The organism is Mesorhizobium amorphae, assembly GCF_014843845.1.
GTDB lineage: Bacteria > Pseudomonadota > Alphaproteobacteria > Rhizobiales > Rhizobiaceae > Mesorhizobium > Mesorhizobium amorphae_A.
On the sequence record NZ_JHQS01000006.1, the window covers coordinates 186,528 to 201,758 of the forward strand.

General features: G+C 63.8%; 15 protein-coding genes. 6 read left to right on the plus strand and 9 right to left on the minus strand.

From position 1 onward, the window contains the following. Window positions 1-3: 3 nt before the first annotated feature. The 3 genes from blaOXA to DH08_RS02040 all read right to left on the minus strand — a co-directional run bounded on the left by blaOXA (window position 4) and on the right by DH08_RS02040 (window position 1,612). Complete coding sequence (gene blaOXA, locus DH08_RS02030) at window positions 4-822, minus strand: class D beta-lactamase (protein ID WP_192177649.1); 819 nt, start codon at window positions 820-822, stop codon at window positions 4-6. A 148-nt stretch (window positions 823-970) separates the two neighbouring features. Continuing rightward, window positions 971-1,339 (minus strand): membrane protein insertion efficiency factor YidD, encoded by a 369-nt coding sequence (gene yidD / locus DH08_RS02035; protein ID WP_192177650.1) that lies wholly within the window; start codon window positions 1,337-1,339, stop codon window positions 971-973. Window positions 1,340-1,456: 117 nt separating this feature from the next. Then, window positions 1,457-1,612, minus strand: coding sequence for a hypothetical protein (locus tag DH08_RS02040; protein ID WP_100084769.1), 156 nt, complete (start codon window positions 1,610-1,612; stop codon window positions 1,457-1,459). A 308-nt stretch (window positions 1,613-1,920) separates the two neighbouring features. Between DH08_RS02040 and DH08_RS02045 the strand changes: the two genes are divergently transcribed. Then, the gene (locus DH08_RS02045; protein ID WP_192177651.1) at window positions 1,921-2,835 is read left to right on the plus strand and encodes a LysR substrate-binding domain-containing protein; all 915 of its coding nucleotides are present in this window, start codon (window positions 1,921-1,923) and stop codon (window positions 2,833-2,835) included. Here the strand turns inward: DH08_RS02045 and DH08_RS02050 are convergent. Next, on the minus strand, window positions 2,832-3,278 hold the full coding sequence (locus tag DH08_RS02050) for an iron-sulfur cluster assembly scaffold protein (protein WP_192177652.1): 447 nt from the start codon (window positions 3,276-3,278) through the stop codon (window positions 2,832-2,834). The two genes, DH08_RS02045 and DH08_RS02050, sit on opposite strands and share 4 nt — an antisense overlap. Before the next feature lie 239 nt (window positions 3,279-3,517). On the opposite strand from DH08_RS02050, the gene folE reads away from it, so the two are divergent. The 3 genes from folE (at window position 3,518) to DH08_RS02065 (ending at window position 5,756) form a co-directional block, all read left to right on the plus strand. Beyond that, window positions 3,518-4,153 (plus strand): GTP cyclohydrolase I FolE, encoded by a 636-nt coding sequence (gene folE, locus DH08_RS02055; protein ID WP_192177653.1) that lies wholly within the window; start codon window positions 3,518-3,520, stop codon window positions 4,151-4,153. Between the two features lie 87 nt (window positions 4,154-4,240). Beyond that, window positions 4,241-4,699, plus strand: coding sequence for a phosphoribosyl-AMP cyclohydrolase (gene hisI, locus DH08_RS02060; protein WP_192177741.1), 459 nt, complete (start codon window positions 4,241-4,243; stop codon window positions 4,697-4,699). Between the two features lie 85 nt (window positions 4,700-4,784). Then, the gene (locus tag DH08_RS02065; protein ID WP_192177654.1) at window positions 4,785-5,756 is read left to right on the plus strand and encodes a patatin family protein; all 972 of its coding nucleotides are present in this window, start codon (window positions 4,785-4,787) and stop codon (window positions 5,754-5,756) included. A gap of 18 nt (window positions 5,757-5,774) precedes the next feature. On the opposite strand, the gene recJ is transcribed toward DH08_RS02065, so the two are convergent. From recJ to DH08_RS02090, 5 genes are all read right to left on the minus strand, one after another. After that, a complete protein-coding gene (recJ, locus tag DH08_RS02070) occupies window positions 5,775-7,559 on the minus strand; it encodes a single-stranded-DNA-specific exonuclease RecJ (RefSeq protein WP_192177655.1) in 1,785 nt (594 codons plus the stop codon). A gap of 66 nt (window positions 7,560-7,625) precedes the next feature. Then, window positions 7,626-8,609 carry a class II fructose-bisphosphatase gene (gene glpX / locus DH08_RS02075; RefSeq protein ID WP_192177656.1) on the minus strand — a complete coding sequence of 328 codons (984 nt, stop codon included), beginning with the start codon at window positions 8,607-8,609 and terminating at the stop codon, window positions 7,626-7,628. A gap of 144 nt (window positions 8,610-8,753) precedes the next feature. After that, complete coding sequence (locus tag DH08_RS02080; RefSeq protein ID WP_192177657.1) at window positions 8,754-10,067, minus strand: homoserine dehydrogenase; 1,314 nt, start codon at window positions 10,065-10,067, stop codon at window positions 8,754-8,756. A gap of 45 nt (window positions 10,068-10,112) precedes the next feature. After that, window positions 10,113-11,330 (minus strand): LL-diaminopimelate aminotransferase, encoded by a 1,218-nt coding sequence (locus tag DH08_RS02085; RefSeq protein ID WP_120017925.1) that lies wholly within the window; start codon window positions 11,328-11,330, stop codon window positions 10,113-10,115. A 60-nt stretch (window positions 11,331-11,390) separates the two neighbouring features. Next, entirely contained in the window at window positions 11,391-11,798 is a 408-nt protein-coding gene (locus tag DH08_RS02090; RefSeq protein ID WP_192177658.1) for a hypothetical protein, read from the minus strand. A 97-nt stretch (window positions 11,799-11,895) separates the two neighbouring features. Between DH08_RS02090 and DH08_RS02095 the strand changes: the two genes are divergently transcribed. Both DH08_RS02095 and DH08_RS02100 read left to right on the plus strand, forming a co-directional pair. Beyond that, a complete protein-coding gene (locus tag DH08_RS02095; protein ID WP_192177659.1) occupies window positions 11,896-13,731 on the plus strand; it encodes a PHA/PHB synthase family protein in 1,836 nt (611 codons plus the stop codon). 326 nt (window positions 13,732-14,057) lie between these two features. Next, the gene (locus DH08_RS02100; RefSeq protein WP_246800652.1) at window positions 14,058-15,191 is read left to right on the plus strand and encodes a D-Ala-D-Ala carboxypeptidase family metallohydrolase; all 1,134 of its coding nucleotides are present in this window, start codon (window positions 14,058-14,060) and stop codon (window positions 15,189-15,191) included. Window positions 15,192-15,231 lie beyond the last annotated feature (40 nt).

A 15,231-nucleotide genomic window follows, 5' to 3' on the forward strand; every position in this document is an offset into this window, starting at 1 on the left:
CGCCTATTTGATCAGGCCAGGCAGGTCATTTAGGAACCCTGCCCGCGTCGCCAGGCCCTTCGGCATGTCGGTGCGCTTCTCGTCAACCACCAGCCGAGCAAACACGATCCGGCGGCCATCCTTCTCGGCCCAGCCGACGAACCAGCCGAGCGAGCGTTTGTCGGTGCCGCCATCGCCGAGCCTCGTGCTGCCGGTCTTGCCCTGCACCGCCCAGCCATCTGCCTGGAAGGTCGGAATGATCGCTCTGGTCATCTCATGAGCCCTGGCCGACACCGGCATTTTGCCGGCAAGTATCCGGCGCAGGAAGGCCGTCTGCTCTACCGGCGATATTTCAAGCGAGGAGTTCACCCAGGAATGGGTCAGGCCGTCATTCTTTCCGGCGCTGCCGGAGACATCCATATTGCCGTAGTCGAACCTCGATACATAGCCGGCAAATCGTTTGCTGCCGAGCCTGCTTGTGATTTCGCGGGAATACCAGAGAACGGAATCGCGCTCCCAGATCGTCGGATCGACGGTCTTCCGGTCCCGCTTCACCGCATTGAACTCAGGTCTGTAGTCCCTGCTCGGCGTATGCTCGTCGTTCAGAATGCCCGCGTCGTAGCCGATCAGCGCCAGCGGCACCTTGAATGTCGACGCCGGGCTGAAGCGTTGATCGCAGACGCCGTCCCGATAGAGCATCTCGCCGCTTACCGCATCCTCGATCAGCGTGCATTCGACATCGGCAAGCGGAGCCGACTGTGCCCGCATCGGGAACCCAAGCAGCCACGCCAGCAGGAACAGAACGATGGCAAAAACGAATGGAAGGCGGTCTATCTGGCGCATGTAAGATCTATCTCCTGACGGGTGGGCAGGAGAGGACTTAGCGAGGCGTCTTGTCTCGATTTTGTCTCAAATTCGCAGTCTTTGTGCAGGCTTGCGTTAACCCTACCAGATCGTAAAGACCGGCCGGAGCCGAGGCCCGTGGGTGCAGTCAGACCTCGCCGCGCTTCTTGCCGATCCGCCAGTACCGCCACGGCATGAACCAGACATAGCGCCCGGCCAGCGTCTCCGGCACGCGATCGATGCCATGCGTGCCGAACGGGCCGCAGCGCAGCACCCGGAAAAGCCCCATCCAGCCGCCGGCCCACAGGCCGTGGCGGGCGATCGCCTCATGCGCGTATTCGGAACAGGTCGGCAGATGGCGGCAGGTATTGCCGACAAAACCGGACAGCGTCAGCTGGTAGAGACGCACAAGCGACGTGCCGAGGATGCGGCCCGGCGTCTTGCGCCAGGGGCCTGGCCAATTGCGCCCACGCCGCGCCGGTGTTGCGGCATGCGCATGCCCTTCGTGGTCGCGCACCGCATTCTCCGTATCGCGTTTCGCCCCGGGATAGATGTGGACTTCGAGCAGAGAACGCAATCCCCGTTGATGCTGGCCATTGGTGATGCCAGCTGTCGATGCTGGCCGTCCTGCCTTTCACCGGTGAAATGTGCGCCGATCTGCCGGAGACACCCAGCGCGTGGGGCTGGTTGGTCCCTGTTCGCGGCGTCCGGCCTGTGGCCGCTTCTCGCCATACCATTGAAACGTCGCGATCCGCATGACGTCGCCAAAAATCTCCAGGAATTGGATCATGGCCGTATCTCCTTTGGCATCGATTAGACTGCCGCTGGCCTTCGTCTTCAAACGAGTATAATTTCCACATCGGATAACTTTAGATTATGCGTATTGAGGTGTGCCCGGCTGCATGACAACGATGCAACTATATGAAATCATTATGCGATCTGGCTTTTGCCGCGGCGGCTTCAAGCTTGCTGAGTTGAGCGGGCCGTAGGGCTATTTCGCGCGGTTTGTGTGCTTGATGTAAACTCGGAAAAAGGAGCTAGACTCGTGCCGACCGTCAAACTGTATCAGAAGGTCGCCGACAGGCTGAAGGCTCCCGAATGAAGCGCGGACGCCTTCCCCTGACGGCACTGAGGAGTTTCGAGGCGGCCGGAAGGCACCTGAGTTTCAGCCGCGCGGCCGAGGAACTCTATGTTTCGCAAGCCGCGATCAGCCGCCAGATCCGCGAACTCGAGACCTTCCTGCACCAGCCCCTGTTTTTCCGTCATCATCGCCGCGTCGAGCTAACAGACGCTGGCCGACGGCTGCTTGATCAGCTCGTCAGAAGTTTTGGCGATATCGATAACATGCTGTCGGAAATGGCGGTCACGCCGGCCCAGTCCCTGGTCTGCGTCAGTGCCGAACCCTCGCTCGCAGCCTCATGGCTGGTGCCACGACTCAACCGGTTCCGCGAGCTGCGGCCGGACATCGACATTTCCCTCGAGGTCGACGCACGCCTGATCGAGTTCCGCAGCGACCAGGCCGAACTCGCTCTGCGCTTCAGCGCCAACAGCACCTCATGGCCGCGCAGCGAGGCCGAGCGGTTGGCGCCGGTCATCGATTCCCCGGTCCTGTCACCCGCTCTTTTCAAGTCCGGCCCGGCCCTGCGAAGCCCCGCCGACCTGCGCCGCTACACACTGCTGCATGAGGAAAACCGCCAGGGCTGGGCGCGCTGGTTCGAGGCGGCGGGCGTGACCGGCGACGCACTGCCGGAACGCGGTCCGCTTCTGGCCGATCCGTCGCTGTCGAAACAGGCGGCCATGCTCGGCCATGGCGTAGCTCTCGGCGATCTCCTGCTGATCGAGGCGGAACTGACATCCGGCGCCTTGATCAAGCCCTTCGACACCAACGTCATCTGCGGCGCCTACTGGCTGGTCGCAAGAAGCCTGCAGAACCTGTCGGAACCGGCCGCGGCCTTCGCCGACTGGATCCGTGCCGAATTTGCCGAGAGTCGGCGTTCTCTGGAAGAAATCTAGGCTGCTTCTTCGGCGCGTTTCTTCTCGATCTGGCCGATCGCATCGACGACCGCATCGAAGGTCAGCATGGTCGAGGCATGGCGCGCCTTGTAGTCGCGCACCGGTTCCAGATAGCGCAGGTCGGCGAAGCGGCCTTCCGGCGGCGCGCCATTTTCCTTCAGCATCTTCAGCATCGTCTCGCGCACTGCGCGCAACTCGTCCGCGCTGGCGCCGATGACATGCTGGGCCATGATCGAGGACGACGCCTGGCCGAGCGCGCAGGCCTTCACGTCATGCGCAAAATCCGTAACGACGCCGTCATCCATCTTGAGATCGACGGTCACGGTCGATCCGCACAGTTTGGAATGCGCGCGTGCCGTCGCGTCCGGATGGTCGAGCCGGCCGATCCGCGCGATATTTCCGGCAAAACCCAGAATTTTCGCATTGTAGACGTCGTCGATCATATTTTTCCAATCTGTCGCCGCCGAGCGAACAGCGATTGCCGCTGATGCGTCTTTCATTCGCTCGGCACGACCATATATAATGCTCACAGTCGAGCATCGACAAGGCAGCCGAAGGCCACGTCTTTGCTCAAATCAATTCACGCCGCTTGAGGGCTGGAAACCGCGAGTTTCTTACACCCGAAAGGTCGTGGTCCGTTCAACTCGTCCCTCCTGAGAGAGGGACTACGGGAGACGCCTTTATGGATGCCGTCATCAAGAAACTCATGCCCCAGTCCACTTACATGGAAAAGCCGGTCACCGACAGGCCGAGCGAAGCCGAGGTCGAGGCCGCGGTGCGCACCCTGTTGCGCTGGACCGGCGACAATCCGGAGCGGGAGGGCCTGATCGACACGCCGAAGCGTGTCACCAAGGCATTTCTCGAAATGTTCAATGGCTACGACATGTGCCCGGCCGAGGAACTTGGCCGCACCTTCGAGGAAGTCGCCGGCTATGACGACCTCGTTATCGTCAGGGACATAAATTTCCATTCGCATTGCGAGCACCACATGGTGCCGATTATCGGCAAGGCGCATGTCGGCTACCTGCCGGACGGCAAGGTCGTCGGCCTGTCCAAGATCGCGCGCGTCGTCGACATCTTCGCTCATCGCCTGCAGACCCAGGAAGCGATGACCGCGCAGATCGCCAGCGTCATCCAGGACGTGCTCAATCCGCGCGGCGTCGCCGTCATGATCGAAGCCGAGCACATGTGCATGGCCATGCGCGGCATCCGCAAGCAGGGCTCCACCACGCTGACCTCAACCTTCACCGGCGTCTTCAAGGACACCCCCGAGGAACAGGTCCGTTTCGTCACCATGGTGCGCGGCGGCGGGGTCTGATCGGCCCTCGCCGGCCGCTAGACCATGATCCCAAAAAGTGGGAACCGGTTTTTGGACAAGATCATGGTCAAACAAGAAGATCCGGCGATGTCGGCACTGGAATTCCCGAAAGCTCCGTCAGACAAGAAAGCGCTGGAGGAAGGCACTGTCCTTTCGCCGCGCTTCGACGCCAGTGGCCTTGTCACTGTCGTCGTCACCGATGCTGCCGACGGCATGCTGTTGATGGTCGCGCATATGAATGCCGAAGCGCTGGCGCTGACGCTGGAAACCGGCATCGCCCATTACTGGTCACGCTCGCGCAACGCGCTGTGGAAGAAGGGGGAAACCTCCGGCAATTTCCAGAGCATCGTCGAGATGCGCACCGATTGCGACCAGGATGCATTGTGGCTGCGCGTGAAAGTGTTGGGCCACGACGCAACTTGTCACACCGGCCGGCGTTCCTGCTTTTATCGGACGGTGGGGTTGAACGACGGCAAGGCGACGCTTGCCGACGACGGCAGCAAACCGCTGTTCGATACGGAACAAGCGTATCGGAAGCCTTTGTGAACCATTCGATATTCACAAACCACTCATATTCATTATTCTCGAACATCCTTGCTGTAGAAGGGATGTGGGACAAGGGGAGATTGTGATGCTCGAATGGGCGTCATTGCGTAGCAGACCAGACGTTCGAGAGGCCAACGGCCCCTCCTCGTCGGGCGGCGCATCCGATACGAAGCCTGGCAAGAAAACAGGCATTTCATTGGCGCTCGGCGGTGGCTGCGCGCGGGGCTGGGCTCATATCGGCGTGCTGCGTGCGCTCGACGAGGCCGGCATCGAAGTGTCGATGATCGCCGGCACTTCGATCGGCGCCCTGGTCGGCGGCTGCTACCTTGCCGGCAAACTGGACGATCTCGAGGAATTCGCCAGGAGCCTGACCAAGCGGCGCCTCTTCGGCCTTCTCGATCTCAATCTGCGCGGCAGCGGGCTGTTCGGCGGCATGAAGCTGGACGCCAGGCTGCGCGAGCACATGGCCGGCATCCGCTTCGAAGACCTGTCCAAGCCTTTCGTTTGCGTCACCTCGGAAATCCGCACCGGCCATGAGATCTGGCTGTCGAGCGGCTCGCTGATCACCGCCATGCGTGCTTCCTACGCGCTGCCCGGGGTGTTCGAGCCAGTAATCTGTAACGGCCGCGTCCTGGTCGACGGCGCGCTGGTCAATCCGGTGCCGGTCTCGGTCTGCCGCGCCTACGAGCAGCCGCTGGTTGTCGCGGTCAACCTTCACTACGACCTGTTCGGCCGCGCCGCCGTCATCAAGCACAGCGCCGGTGAACTGGTCATCGAGAAGGACGCGCCAAGAGCCGGCCACGTCGACGCCGAGCGCCAGTCGCACCAAACGCGGCTCGGCATCACCGGCGTCATGGTCGAGGCCTTCAACATCATCCAGGATCGCATTTCGCGCGCCAGGCTGGCCGGCGACCCGCCCGACATGTCGCTGCAGCCCAAGCTCAGCCATATCGGCCTGACCGAATTCCATCGCGCCGACGAGGCGATCCGCCTCGGCTACCAGGCGACGATGGCGCAGATCAGCGAACTCACCCGGCTGCAGACGGTTCTCGCCTGACCCACAATCAGACAGTTCTCAGGCTATTGCCGCGTCGGTGATGCGGAACTGCACCGTGCGGTTGCCGTTCCAGTAATTGCCCGACAGCGAACCCGCGACATGCATCGTCTTGCCCCGGTTCTTGAACAGGAATTCGCCAAGCGCGGTATCGACGGCGCGAAAGGCGATCGCCTGGATGCGGCCGCCGCTTTGCGACTGCAGCTCGGCGCGGATGTGGTTGGTGCCGACCGGCCGTGCATCCGCCAGCCGGTGGCGCGGCAGCGCGAAGACCGGCGCGACATGGCCGGCGCCGAACGGCCCGGCCTTTTCCAGCGCGTCGAGCAGCGCGAGTGTGGCGCCCTCGGCGGCGAGTGCACCGTCGATGGCCAGGCTTTCCTCGTCCTGCAGCCGGAACACCTCGGCCGCCGCCCGCTCCTCGAAGAAGGCTCTTAGCGCCCCGAGCTTCGCCCGCTCGACCGTGATGCCGGCCGCCATGCCGTGGCCGCCGCCCTTGACGATCAGCCCGGCATCTGCCGCCTCGCGCACCAGCCGTCCGAGATCGAAGCCGGACACCGAGCGTCCCGAGCCGGTGCCGACGCCATTGGCGTTGAAGGCGATGGCAAAGGCCGGCCGCCGTGCGTGGTCCTTGAGCCGCGAGGCGAGCAGGCCGACGATACCCGGATGCCAGCTGGTGCTGGCGGTGACGACGACGGCCGGGCCATTGCCGCCGGCAAGCTCGGCATCGGCTTCGGCGCGCGCCTGCGCCAGCATCTCCAGCTCCATCTGCTGGCGTTCCTGATTGAGCCGGTCGAGCGTCTCGGCGATCGTGTTGGCCTCGACCGGATCGTCGGTGGCGAGCAGGCGGCTGCCGAGGGCGGCGTCGCCGATGCGCCCGCCGGCATTGATGCGCGGCCCGATCAGATAGGCGAGATGAAAGGTGCTGATCGGCTCGCCGATGCGCGACACCCGCGCAAGGGCGGCCAGCCCCTCGTTCTTCTGCTGGCGCGCCACTTGCAGCCCCTTGACCACGAAGGCGCGGTTGACGCCGGTCAGCGGCACCACATCGCAAACGGTGGCCAGCGCCACCAGGTCGAGCAGCGAAAGCAGATCCGGTGACGTGGCATCCGGCAGCCGACCGCGCAGGATCCTGGCCGTCTGCACCAGGGTGAGAAAAACGACGCCGGCCGCGCAAAGATGGCCCTGCCCGGAAAGATCGTCCTCGCGATTGGGATTGACCACCGCACCGGCTGCCGGCAGCGGACCGCCGACCTGATGGTGGTCGAGCACCACGACATCGGCGCCGGCCTCTCTCGCCGCGTCGATGGAGACGGCGCTGTTGGTGCCGCAGTCGACGGTGACGATCAGGGTCGCGCCGCGAGAGATGAGGTCGCGCATAGCCTCCGGATTGGGGCCGTAACCTTCGAAGATGCGGTCGGGTATGTAGATTTCGGACGGCACCGAGAAATGCCCGAGAAAGCGCTTGAGCAGCGCCGACGAGGCGGCTCCGTCGACGTCGTAGTCGCCGAAGATCGCCACCTTTTCCTTGACGATTATGGCCCCGGCGATGCGGGCCGCGGCCTTCCCCATGTCGGTCAGCGATGCCGGATCCGGCAAGAGATCGCGGATCGTCGGATCGAGGAAGCGCTCGGTCTGCTCGGCGGTCACGCCGCGCCCGGCAAGCACCCGCGCGACGATATCCGGCACGCCGTAGCCTTGCGCTATGGCAAGTGCAGTCATGTCCTGCCGCTCGGTCAGCCGGTGTTCCCAGGAGACACCGGTAGCCGACTGCCTTACGTCGAGGAAAAGCCTCTTCTCGCCCGTCATATGACGTGCCGCCCGCCTGTTGCCATCTGTCACGACATCAATAGGCGACGGCTAAGCAGGAAGGAATCAAAACTTTTCCAGATCCTGATGGCGTGCCTTGATCTCACGCACGGTGCGCGACGACGAGCGCAGCACGATGGTGTGCGTGGTGATGTAGGTGGGGCCGAACTTGACGCCGTCGAGCATGTTGCCGTCGGTGACGCCGGTTGCTGCAAACAGCACGTCGCCGCGCGCCATGTCCTGCGCCCGGTAAATCCGTTTCGGATCGGCGATGCCCATCTTGGCCGCGCGCGCCACCTTCTCTGGCGTATCGAGGATCAGCCGGCCCTGCATCTGGCCGCCGGTACAACGCAACGCGGCCGCCGCCAGCACCCCTTCCGGCGCGCCGCCGGTACCGAGATAGATATCGATGCCGGTCTCTTCCGGATCGGTGGTGTGGATGACCCCGGCGACATCGCCGTCGCCGATCAGCCGGATCGCCGCGCCCGTCGCCCGCACCGCCTCGATCAGTCTGCCGTGGCGCGGCCGGTCGAGGATGCAGGCGGTGATCTCGGACACCCCAACACCCTTGGCCCTGGCCAAGCTGCTGATGTTTTCGGCCGGCGAGGCGTCGATGCCGATGACGCCTTCGGCATAGCCCGGGCCGATGGCGATCTTGTCCATATAGACGTCGGGCGCGAACAGAAGGCTGCCCTTTTCCGCAATCGCGATGACGGCAAGCGCGTTGGGCAGGTTCTTGGCGCAGATCGTCGTGCCTTCCAGCGGATCGAGCGCGATATCGACCGCCGGGCCTTTGCCGGTGCCGACCTCCTCGCCGATATAGAGCATCGGCGCCTCGTCGCGCTCGCCCTCGCCGATCACCACCGTGCCCTTGATGGCGAGCCGGTTGAGCTCATGGCGCATGGCATCGACCGCGACCTGGTCGGCGGCCTTCTCGTCGCCGCGTCCGCGCAGCCTGGCGGCGGCGACAGCGGCCCGTTCGGTGACGCGCACCAATTCCATGGTGAGTATCCGGTCGAGACCGGCGACAATGTTCTGGGCGACATTCATCGATGGAAAATCCTCGTTGCCACGCTGCCTCCCGCCAGAGGCCCGCTTCTTGTGTCAAAGCTCCATGACAACGGCAAGACTTGTCACGTCAATTTTTCGAAATCGTAGCAATATCAATCGATTAAAGGCGGAATATGATTGAATTTATCCGGCCCGTTCGATGCGGATGACCTGCGGCTTGTCGGTCAGGTGGCCGTCCTTGGTGATGCCGTCGACGGCCTTGCGCACCGCTGCTTCTGTCGTCTCGTGAGTGACCAGGATCACCGTCTTCTGCGCGTCCGTTTCCGGCCCGGAGGCATGCTGGACGATCGATTCCAGCGAAATGTCGTTGTCGGCCATGCGCTTGGCGATCGCCGCAAAGACGCCGATGCGGTCATGCACGGTCAGCCGGATGAAATAGCCACCGGCATGGCTGCGCATCTGCGCTTTCTTGTAGGGTTTCAATTCCTTGGCCGGACGGCCGAAGACCGGACCGTGCTGGAAGCCCGGCCGGCTCTTGGCGATGTCGGCGATATCGCCGATGACGGCCGAGGCCGTGGCGTTGCCTCCGGCGCCGGGGCCGGAAAGCAGCAGCTCGCCAAGGATGTCGGTCTCGATCGCCACCGCATTGGTGACGCCGTGCACCTGCGCGATAACCGAAGCGGTCGGCACCATGGTCGGATGCACGCGCTGCTCGATGCCGCTGTCGGTGCGCTGGGCAACGCCGAGCAGCTTGATCCGGTAGCCGAGATCGGCGGCGGCGCGGATGTCGGCCTGGCTGATGTTGGAGATGCCTTCCATGTAGATGTCGTTGGCGGCGATCTTCGTGCCGAAGGCAAGGCTGGTCAGTATCGACAGCTTGTGCGCCGTGTCGTGGCCCTCGATGTCGAAGGTTGGATCGGCCTCGGCATAGCCGAGGCGCTGCGCATCCTTCAGGCAGGCGTCGAAGGAGATGCCCTCGGCCTCCATGCGGGTCAGGATGTAGTTGCAGGTGCCGTTGAGGATGCCGAAGACGCGGGTGACGGAATTGCCGGCCATCGCCTCGCGCATCGTCTTGATGACCGGGATGCCGCCGGCCACCGCCGCCTCGTAGTTGAGCAGCACGCCCTTCTTCTCGGCGATCTCGGCAAGCTGCACGCCATGCTTGGCCAGCAGCGCCTTGTTGGCGGTCACCACATGGCGGCCGGCCCCCAGCGCCGCTTTCACGGACGCGAGCGCGGGCCCCTCGTCGCCGCCGATCAGTTCGACGAAGACATCGATATCGGCCTTCTCAGCCATCTTCACGGCGTCGTCGAACCAAGTCGCCGAGCCAATGTCGACACCGCGGTCGCGCTTCGGATCGCGGGCGGAGACAGCTGTAACGACGATGTCGCGGCCGCACTGGCGGGTCAGTTCCGCCGCCTTGTCGCCGAGCACGCGCACCACCGAGGCGCCGACAGTGCCGAGACCGGCAATTCCAACACGCAACGCTTCAGCCATGTCCGGCGACGCCCCTCAAATTCGTTTCGATGATGTCAGGCAACCTCAGCGATGCGCGGAGAGCGGCACCACATTGTTGGGCTGCTTGGCGCTGGACGCCAGGAAGCGCTTGATGTTGCGCGCCGCCTGCCGGATCCGGTGCTCGTTCTCGACCAGCGCGATGCGTACGTGATCGTCGCCATGCTCGCCGAAGCCGACGCCGGGCGCCACCGCCACGTCGGCGTGCTCGATGAGCAGCTTCGAGAATTCTAGCGAGCCAAGATGGCGGAACGGTTCCGGGATCGGCGCCCAGGCGAACATCGAGGCCGCCGGCGCCGGGATGGTCCAGCCGGCGCGGGTGAAGGCGTCGACCATCACGTCGCGGCGCTTGTGGTAGACCTCGCGCACTTCGGCGATATCGGCGCCGTCGCCGTTCAGCGCATGCGCCGCAGCCACCTGGATCGGCGTGAAGGCGCCATAGTCGAGATAGGATTTTACGCGCGTCAGCGCGGAGATCAGCCGTTCGTTACCGACGGCGAAGCCCATGCGCCAGCCGGGCATGGAAAACGTCTTCGACATCGAGGTGAACTCGACGCAGACGTCGATGGCGCCCGGCACCTGCAGCACCGAAGGCGGCGGGTTTCCGTCGAAATAGATCTCCGAATAGGCAAGGTCCGACAGGATGATGATGTCGTTCTTCTTGGCGAAGGCGACCACGTCCTTGTAGAAATCGAGCGAGGCGACCAACGCCGTCGGGTTCGACGGATAGTTGAGGATCAGCGCCAGCGGCTTCGGGATCGAATGGCGGATGCCGCGCTCGACCGCCGGGATGAAGCCGTCGTCGGGCTCGACCTGCAGCGAGCGGATGACGCCGCCCGACATGATGAAACCGAAGGCATGGATCGGATAGGTCGGGTTCGGGCACAGGATCACGTCGCCGGGCGCGGTGATCGCCTGCGCCATGTTGGCGAAGCCTTCCTTGGAGCCCAGCGTCGCCACCACCTGCGTGTCCGCGTTGAGCTTCACGCCGAAGCGGCGCTGATAGTAGGCGGCCTGGGCGCGGCGCAGGCCCGGAATGCCGCGCGACGACGAATAGCGATGCGTGCGCGGATCGCGCACCACTTCGCACAATTTGTCGACGATGGCCTTCGGCGTCGGCAGGTCCGGATTACCCATGCCAAGGTCGATGATGTCGGCGCCGCGCGAGCGGGCGCTGGCCTTCAGCCGATTGACCTGCTCGAAGACATAAGGCGGAAGCCGGCGGACCTTGTGAAATTCTTCCATGTCAGTTCCAGACATTTAAACGTGTTTGGCAAAGAGACGCTTTCGGCGCGCGATATAGCCCTAATTGCAGGTAGGGTCGAGGGCGGGATCGCATTTGGTCTCGATCTGCTTCAGCGTATCGTCGCCATGGGTCTTCGCCAGCGAGTTCAGCGCCGCCGGATTGCTCCCACCGGTGCCGCCGCTCTTGCCGAGCTGCGCCTGCTGGTCGCCCTTCAATTGGGCAAGCTTGGCCTTGGTCTCCTCAGGCGTGAGCTGCTTGGCGGCCACCTGCGGCGGGATGTTGAGGTTTGGATAGGAGCCGGTGTCCTTCGGGCCGTCGGTAGTGGCGACCGGCGTCGTGTTGCCGGTGTTGCTGCTGGCGCAGCCGCCGGCCGCAAGCAGGGTACCCCCCAGCAAGGCCATCGCGGCAGCGATGCGGCAAATACCAACAGCGCTCGAAAAAACGGTCTCGCCGACATTAATCGTCATATTGTTTTCCTGGCAGCCGGGTTAGAGCGTGTTGGACCCGGCCGAATGTCCCATGATACTATGTCAAGAAAACGCTCCGGGAGGAACCCCGAGAACCATGTCCAAGACACCCGATTCGGGCAAAGCGGAAGATGGCGGACCTTCGACCGTCGAGCAATATCTGGTAAAGGACCCGGAACGCTTCGCGCTGAACATGGCACGCATGGTCGAGCAGGCCGGCAAGGCCGCCTCCGCCTGGGCCGAGCCGCGCGAAAAGGGCGAGGTGCGCGATCACGTCGCCGAACCCGTGGTCGACATGGTCAAGACGTTCTCCAAGCTCAGCGAATACTGGCTTGCCGACCCGCAGCGCGCGCTGGAGGCGCAGACGCGGCTGTTCGCCGGCTACATGACCGTCTGGGCAAATGCCATCCAGCGCGTCAGCCCCAACGCCGAAGCACCTGACGACGCGGTCAAGCCGGAGCGCGGCGACAAGCGCTTCCAGGATCCCGAATGGGGCCGCAACGCCTTCTTCGATTTCCTCAAGCAGGCCTATCTCGTCACCTCGCGCTGGGCGGCCGACCTGGTCGAGCATGCCGAGGGGCTGGACGAGCACACCCGCCACAAGGCCAGTTTCTACGTCAAGCAGGTGTCCAATGCGATTTCGCCGTCGAACTTCATCCTGACCAATCCTGAGCTGTTTCGCGAAACGGTTGCCTCCAACGGCGAGAACCTGGTGCGCGGCATGAAGATGCTGGCCGAGGATATCGCCGCCGGCAAGGGCGACCTGAAGCTCAGGCAGGCCGACTATTCGCCCTTCGAGATCGGCAAGAACGTCGCCACCACGCCCGGCAAGGTGGTCGGCCGCAGCGACGTCGCCGAGATCATCCAGTATGATCCGGCGACCGAGACCGTGCTCAAGCGTCCCCTGCTGATCTGCCCGCCCTGGATCAACAAGTACTACATCCTCGATCTCAACCCGCAGAAATCCTTCATCCGCTGGGCGGTCGAGCAGGGCCACACGGTCTTCGTCATCTCCTGGATCAATCCGGACGAGCGCCACGGCACCAAGAGCTGGGAGGCCTATATCCGCGAGGGCCTGCAATACGGCCTCGACATGGTCGAGAAGGCCACCGGCGAAAGGGACGTCAACGCCATCGGCTACTGCGTCGGCGGCACGCTGCTGGCGGCGGCATTGGCGCTGCTGGCGCAAGAGGGCGACGACCGCATCAAATCGGCCACCTTCTTCACCACCCAGGTCGATTTCACCCATGCCGGCGACTTGAAAGTCTTCGTCGACGAAGACCAGGTCGCGGCTGTCGAGAAGTCGATGAACGAGAAGGGCTACCTTGACGGCACCAAGATGGCGACAGCCTTCAACATGCTGCGCTCGGGCGACCTGATCTGGCCCTATGTCGTCAACAACTACATGCGCGGCAAGGATCCCCTGCCCTTCGACCTGCTCTACTGGAACGCCGATTCCACCCGTATGGCAGCCGCCAACCATTCCTTCTATCTGCGCAACTGCTACCTCGAGAACAACCTCTCGAAAGGCACGATGGAACTTGCCGGGCGCACCGTGTCGCTCGCCGACATCACCATCCCGGTCTACAACCTCGCCTCCAAGGAAGACCACATCGCGCCGGCGCTTTCGGTGTTCCTCGGGTCGAAGTATTTCGGCGGCTCGGTCGAGTATGTGATGGCCGGCTCCGGCCACATTGCCGGCGTCGTCAACCCGCCGGCTTCGATGAAGTACCAGTACTGGACCGGCGGCAAGCCGGTGGGCGACTTTGGCCAGTGGTTCGCTTCGGCGATGGAGCATCCCGGCTCCTGGTGGACGCACTGGCAGCACTGGATCGAGACCCAGGACAACACCCGCGTTGCAGCCCGCAAACCGGGCAAGCATATGAAAACCTTGGGCGATGCGCCGGGCACCTATGTCAAGGTGCGTGTGTAACAGACTGTAATGTCTGGTGAGTTGACGACTTGGCAAAACAGGTCGAAATGGTGTCGTCAACCATCCGGCGGCCTCAATTCGCCTTCTACAAACGATTAAATCCGAGGCTTGCAGATTTGACACAGGTCCCGTTTCCGGTTGGGAACATAAGGGGCATTGCGATGGAGCGCGCGGCGCCGAGTCGACGATGAACCGGCCGGATACCGAGGGGGAATTTTGTTTTGAGATCAGCAGGTTGGCGTCTCACACGAGGGGAAAGCCGCAGCATTGCGGCAGCGCTTTTCTCCGTGCTTCTGGCGTCCTGCACCTCCGCCGGCGACCCCACGATGTCCGTCGGCATGCCGGGCTACAACGCCACCTCGGCCGACATCAACGCGGCCTCCAGCACGACGACGGCAACCGCGACCGATTCGTCAATGCAGGCGACGTCAGCCTCTTCGGAGCCATCGACCGTGATGAGCGAAGGCGACAAGCCCTTGCCTGAAAAGGTCGCCTTTGTGCCGGTGACCAAGCCCGGGGCGGCCTTCCCCATCAATGTGCCTGCCGGTACCGACACCATTGCCGGCAACACGCCGCAGTCGCTGGTGCAGCCGCCGCAGACAGCCGCCGAGACCGACGCCGTGGCGCAGAAGGTCGCCGCCGCCGATGCCTCCACGACTGCACCGAAAGCCGACGCCAAGGCTGCCGCCCCGGCGGTGGACAACGCCGTCTATGTGACGGCCGGCGAGGCGGCGCCGCAGCAGGTCAGTGCACCGAAGAAGGGTTTCCTCGCCTCGCTGTTCAGCACCACGCCGGCCTCGGCGGCACCGGCGCCGTTGGTCAACGCGCGCTCGGGCGAGCAGCCTGTGCAGGCCAAGGCCACGGCGCCCGCAAAGCCTATTATCACGCTGGCCTCGGCCACTCCGGCCGAAAAGCCGGTACAGCTCGCCTCGATCGGCGGCGACAGCAACCACATCACCGGTGCCGACGCCCTGCCCGGCGTGCGCCAGACGGCGCTGTTCGAGATCAAGCGCAAATCCGGTCTCGACGACGAAAGCGACGTCGATCTGAACGAGGACGAGGGCGGCGCCTACCAGGTGGCATCCGCCGCCGGCCTCGCCCGCCTGGCGCCCAACGGCCTGCTGAAGCAGAACGAGAGTGTCGACGTCGCCTGCCTGAAACCCTCGCTGGTGCGCGTGCTGAAGACGATCGAAGGCCACTACGGCCGCAAGATGGTCGTGACGTCTGGCTATCGCGACCCGGCCCGCAACCGCCGCGCCAACGGCGCCAAGAACTCGCTGCACATGTACTGCGCCGCCGCCGACATCCAGGTTCCCGGCGTCTCCAAATGGGATCTGGCAAACTACATCCGCACCATGCCCGGCCGTGGCGGCGTCGGCACCTATTGCCACACCGAATCCGTGCATATCGATGTCGGCCCCGAGCGCGACTGGAACTGGCGCTGCCGCAGGCGCAGCTGATTGTTCGCCTGGCGGCGCAAACGCCACCGAACCACGATCC

Bases quoted from the DNA above. Each gene is read 5' to 3' on its own strand.
- blaOXA (WP_192177649.1), bottom strand. From the start codon at position 822: ATGCGCCAGATAGACCGCCTTCCATTCGTTTTTGCCATCGTTCTGTTC.
- DH08_RS02100 (WP_246800652.1), top strand. From the start codon at position 14,058: ATGTCCGTCGGCATGCCGGGCTACAACGCCACCTCGGCCGACATCAAC.
- glpX (WP_192177656.1), bottom strand. From the start codon at position 8,609: ATGAATGTCGCCCAGAACATTGTCGCCGGTCTCGACCGGATACTCACC.
- DH08_RS02095 (WP_192177659.1), top strand. From the start codon at position 11,896: ATGTCCAAGACACCCGATTCGGGCAAAGCGGAAGATGGCGGACCTTCG.
- recJ (WP_192177655.1), bottom strand. From the start codon at position 7,559: ATGACGGGCGAGAAGAGGCTTTTCCTCGACGTAAGGCAGTCGGCTACC.
- DH08_RS02085 (WP_120017925.1), bottom strand. From the start codon at position 11,330: ATGGAAGAATTTCACAAGGTCCGCCGGCTTCCGCCTTATGTCTTCGAG.
- folE (WP_192177653.1), top strand. From the start codon at position 3,518: ATGGATGCCGTCATCAAGAAACTCATGCCCCAGTCCACTTACATGGAA.
- DH08_RS02065 (WP_192177654.1), top strand. From the start codon at position 4,785: ATGCTCGAATGGGCGTCATTGCGTAGCAGACCAGACGTTCGAGAGGCC.
- DH08_RS02090 (WP_192177658.1), bottom strand. From the start codon at position 11,798: ATGACGATTAATGTCGGCGAGACCGTTTTTTCGAGCGCTGTTGGTATT.
- DH08_RS02050 (WP_192177652.1), bottom strand. From the start codon at position 3,278: ATGATCGACGACGTCTACAATGCGAAAATTCTGGGTTTTGCCGGAAAT.
- DH08_RS02045 (WP_192177651.1), top strand. From the start codon at position 1,921: ATGAAGCGCGGACGCCTTCCCCTGACGGCACTGAGGAGTTTCGAGGCG.
- DH08_RS02040 (WP_100084769.1), bottom strand. From the start codon at position 1,612: ATGATCCAATTCCTGGAGATTTTTGGCGACGTCATGCGGATCGCGACG.
- hisI (WP_192177741.1), top strand. From the start codon at position 4,241: ATGTCGGCACTGGAATTCCCGAAAGCTCCGTCAGACAAGAAAGCGCTG.
- DH08_RS02080 (WP_192177657.1), bottom strand. From the start codon at position 10,067: ATGGCTGAAGCGTTGCGTGTTGGAATTGCCGGTCTCGGCACTGTCGGC.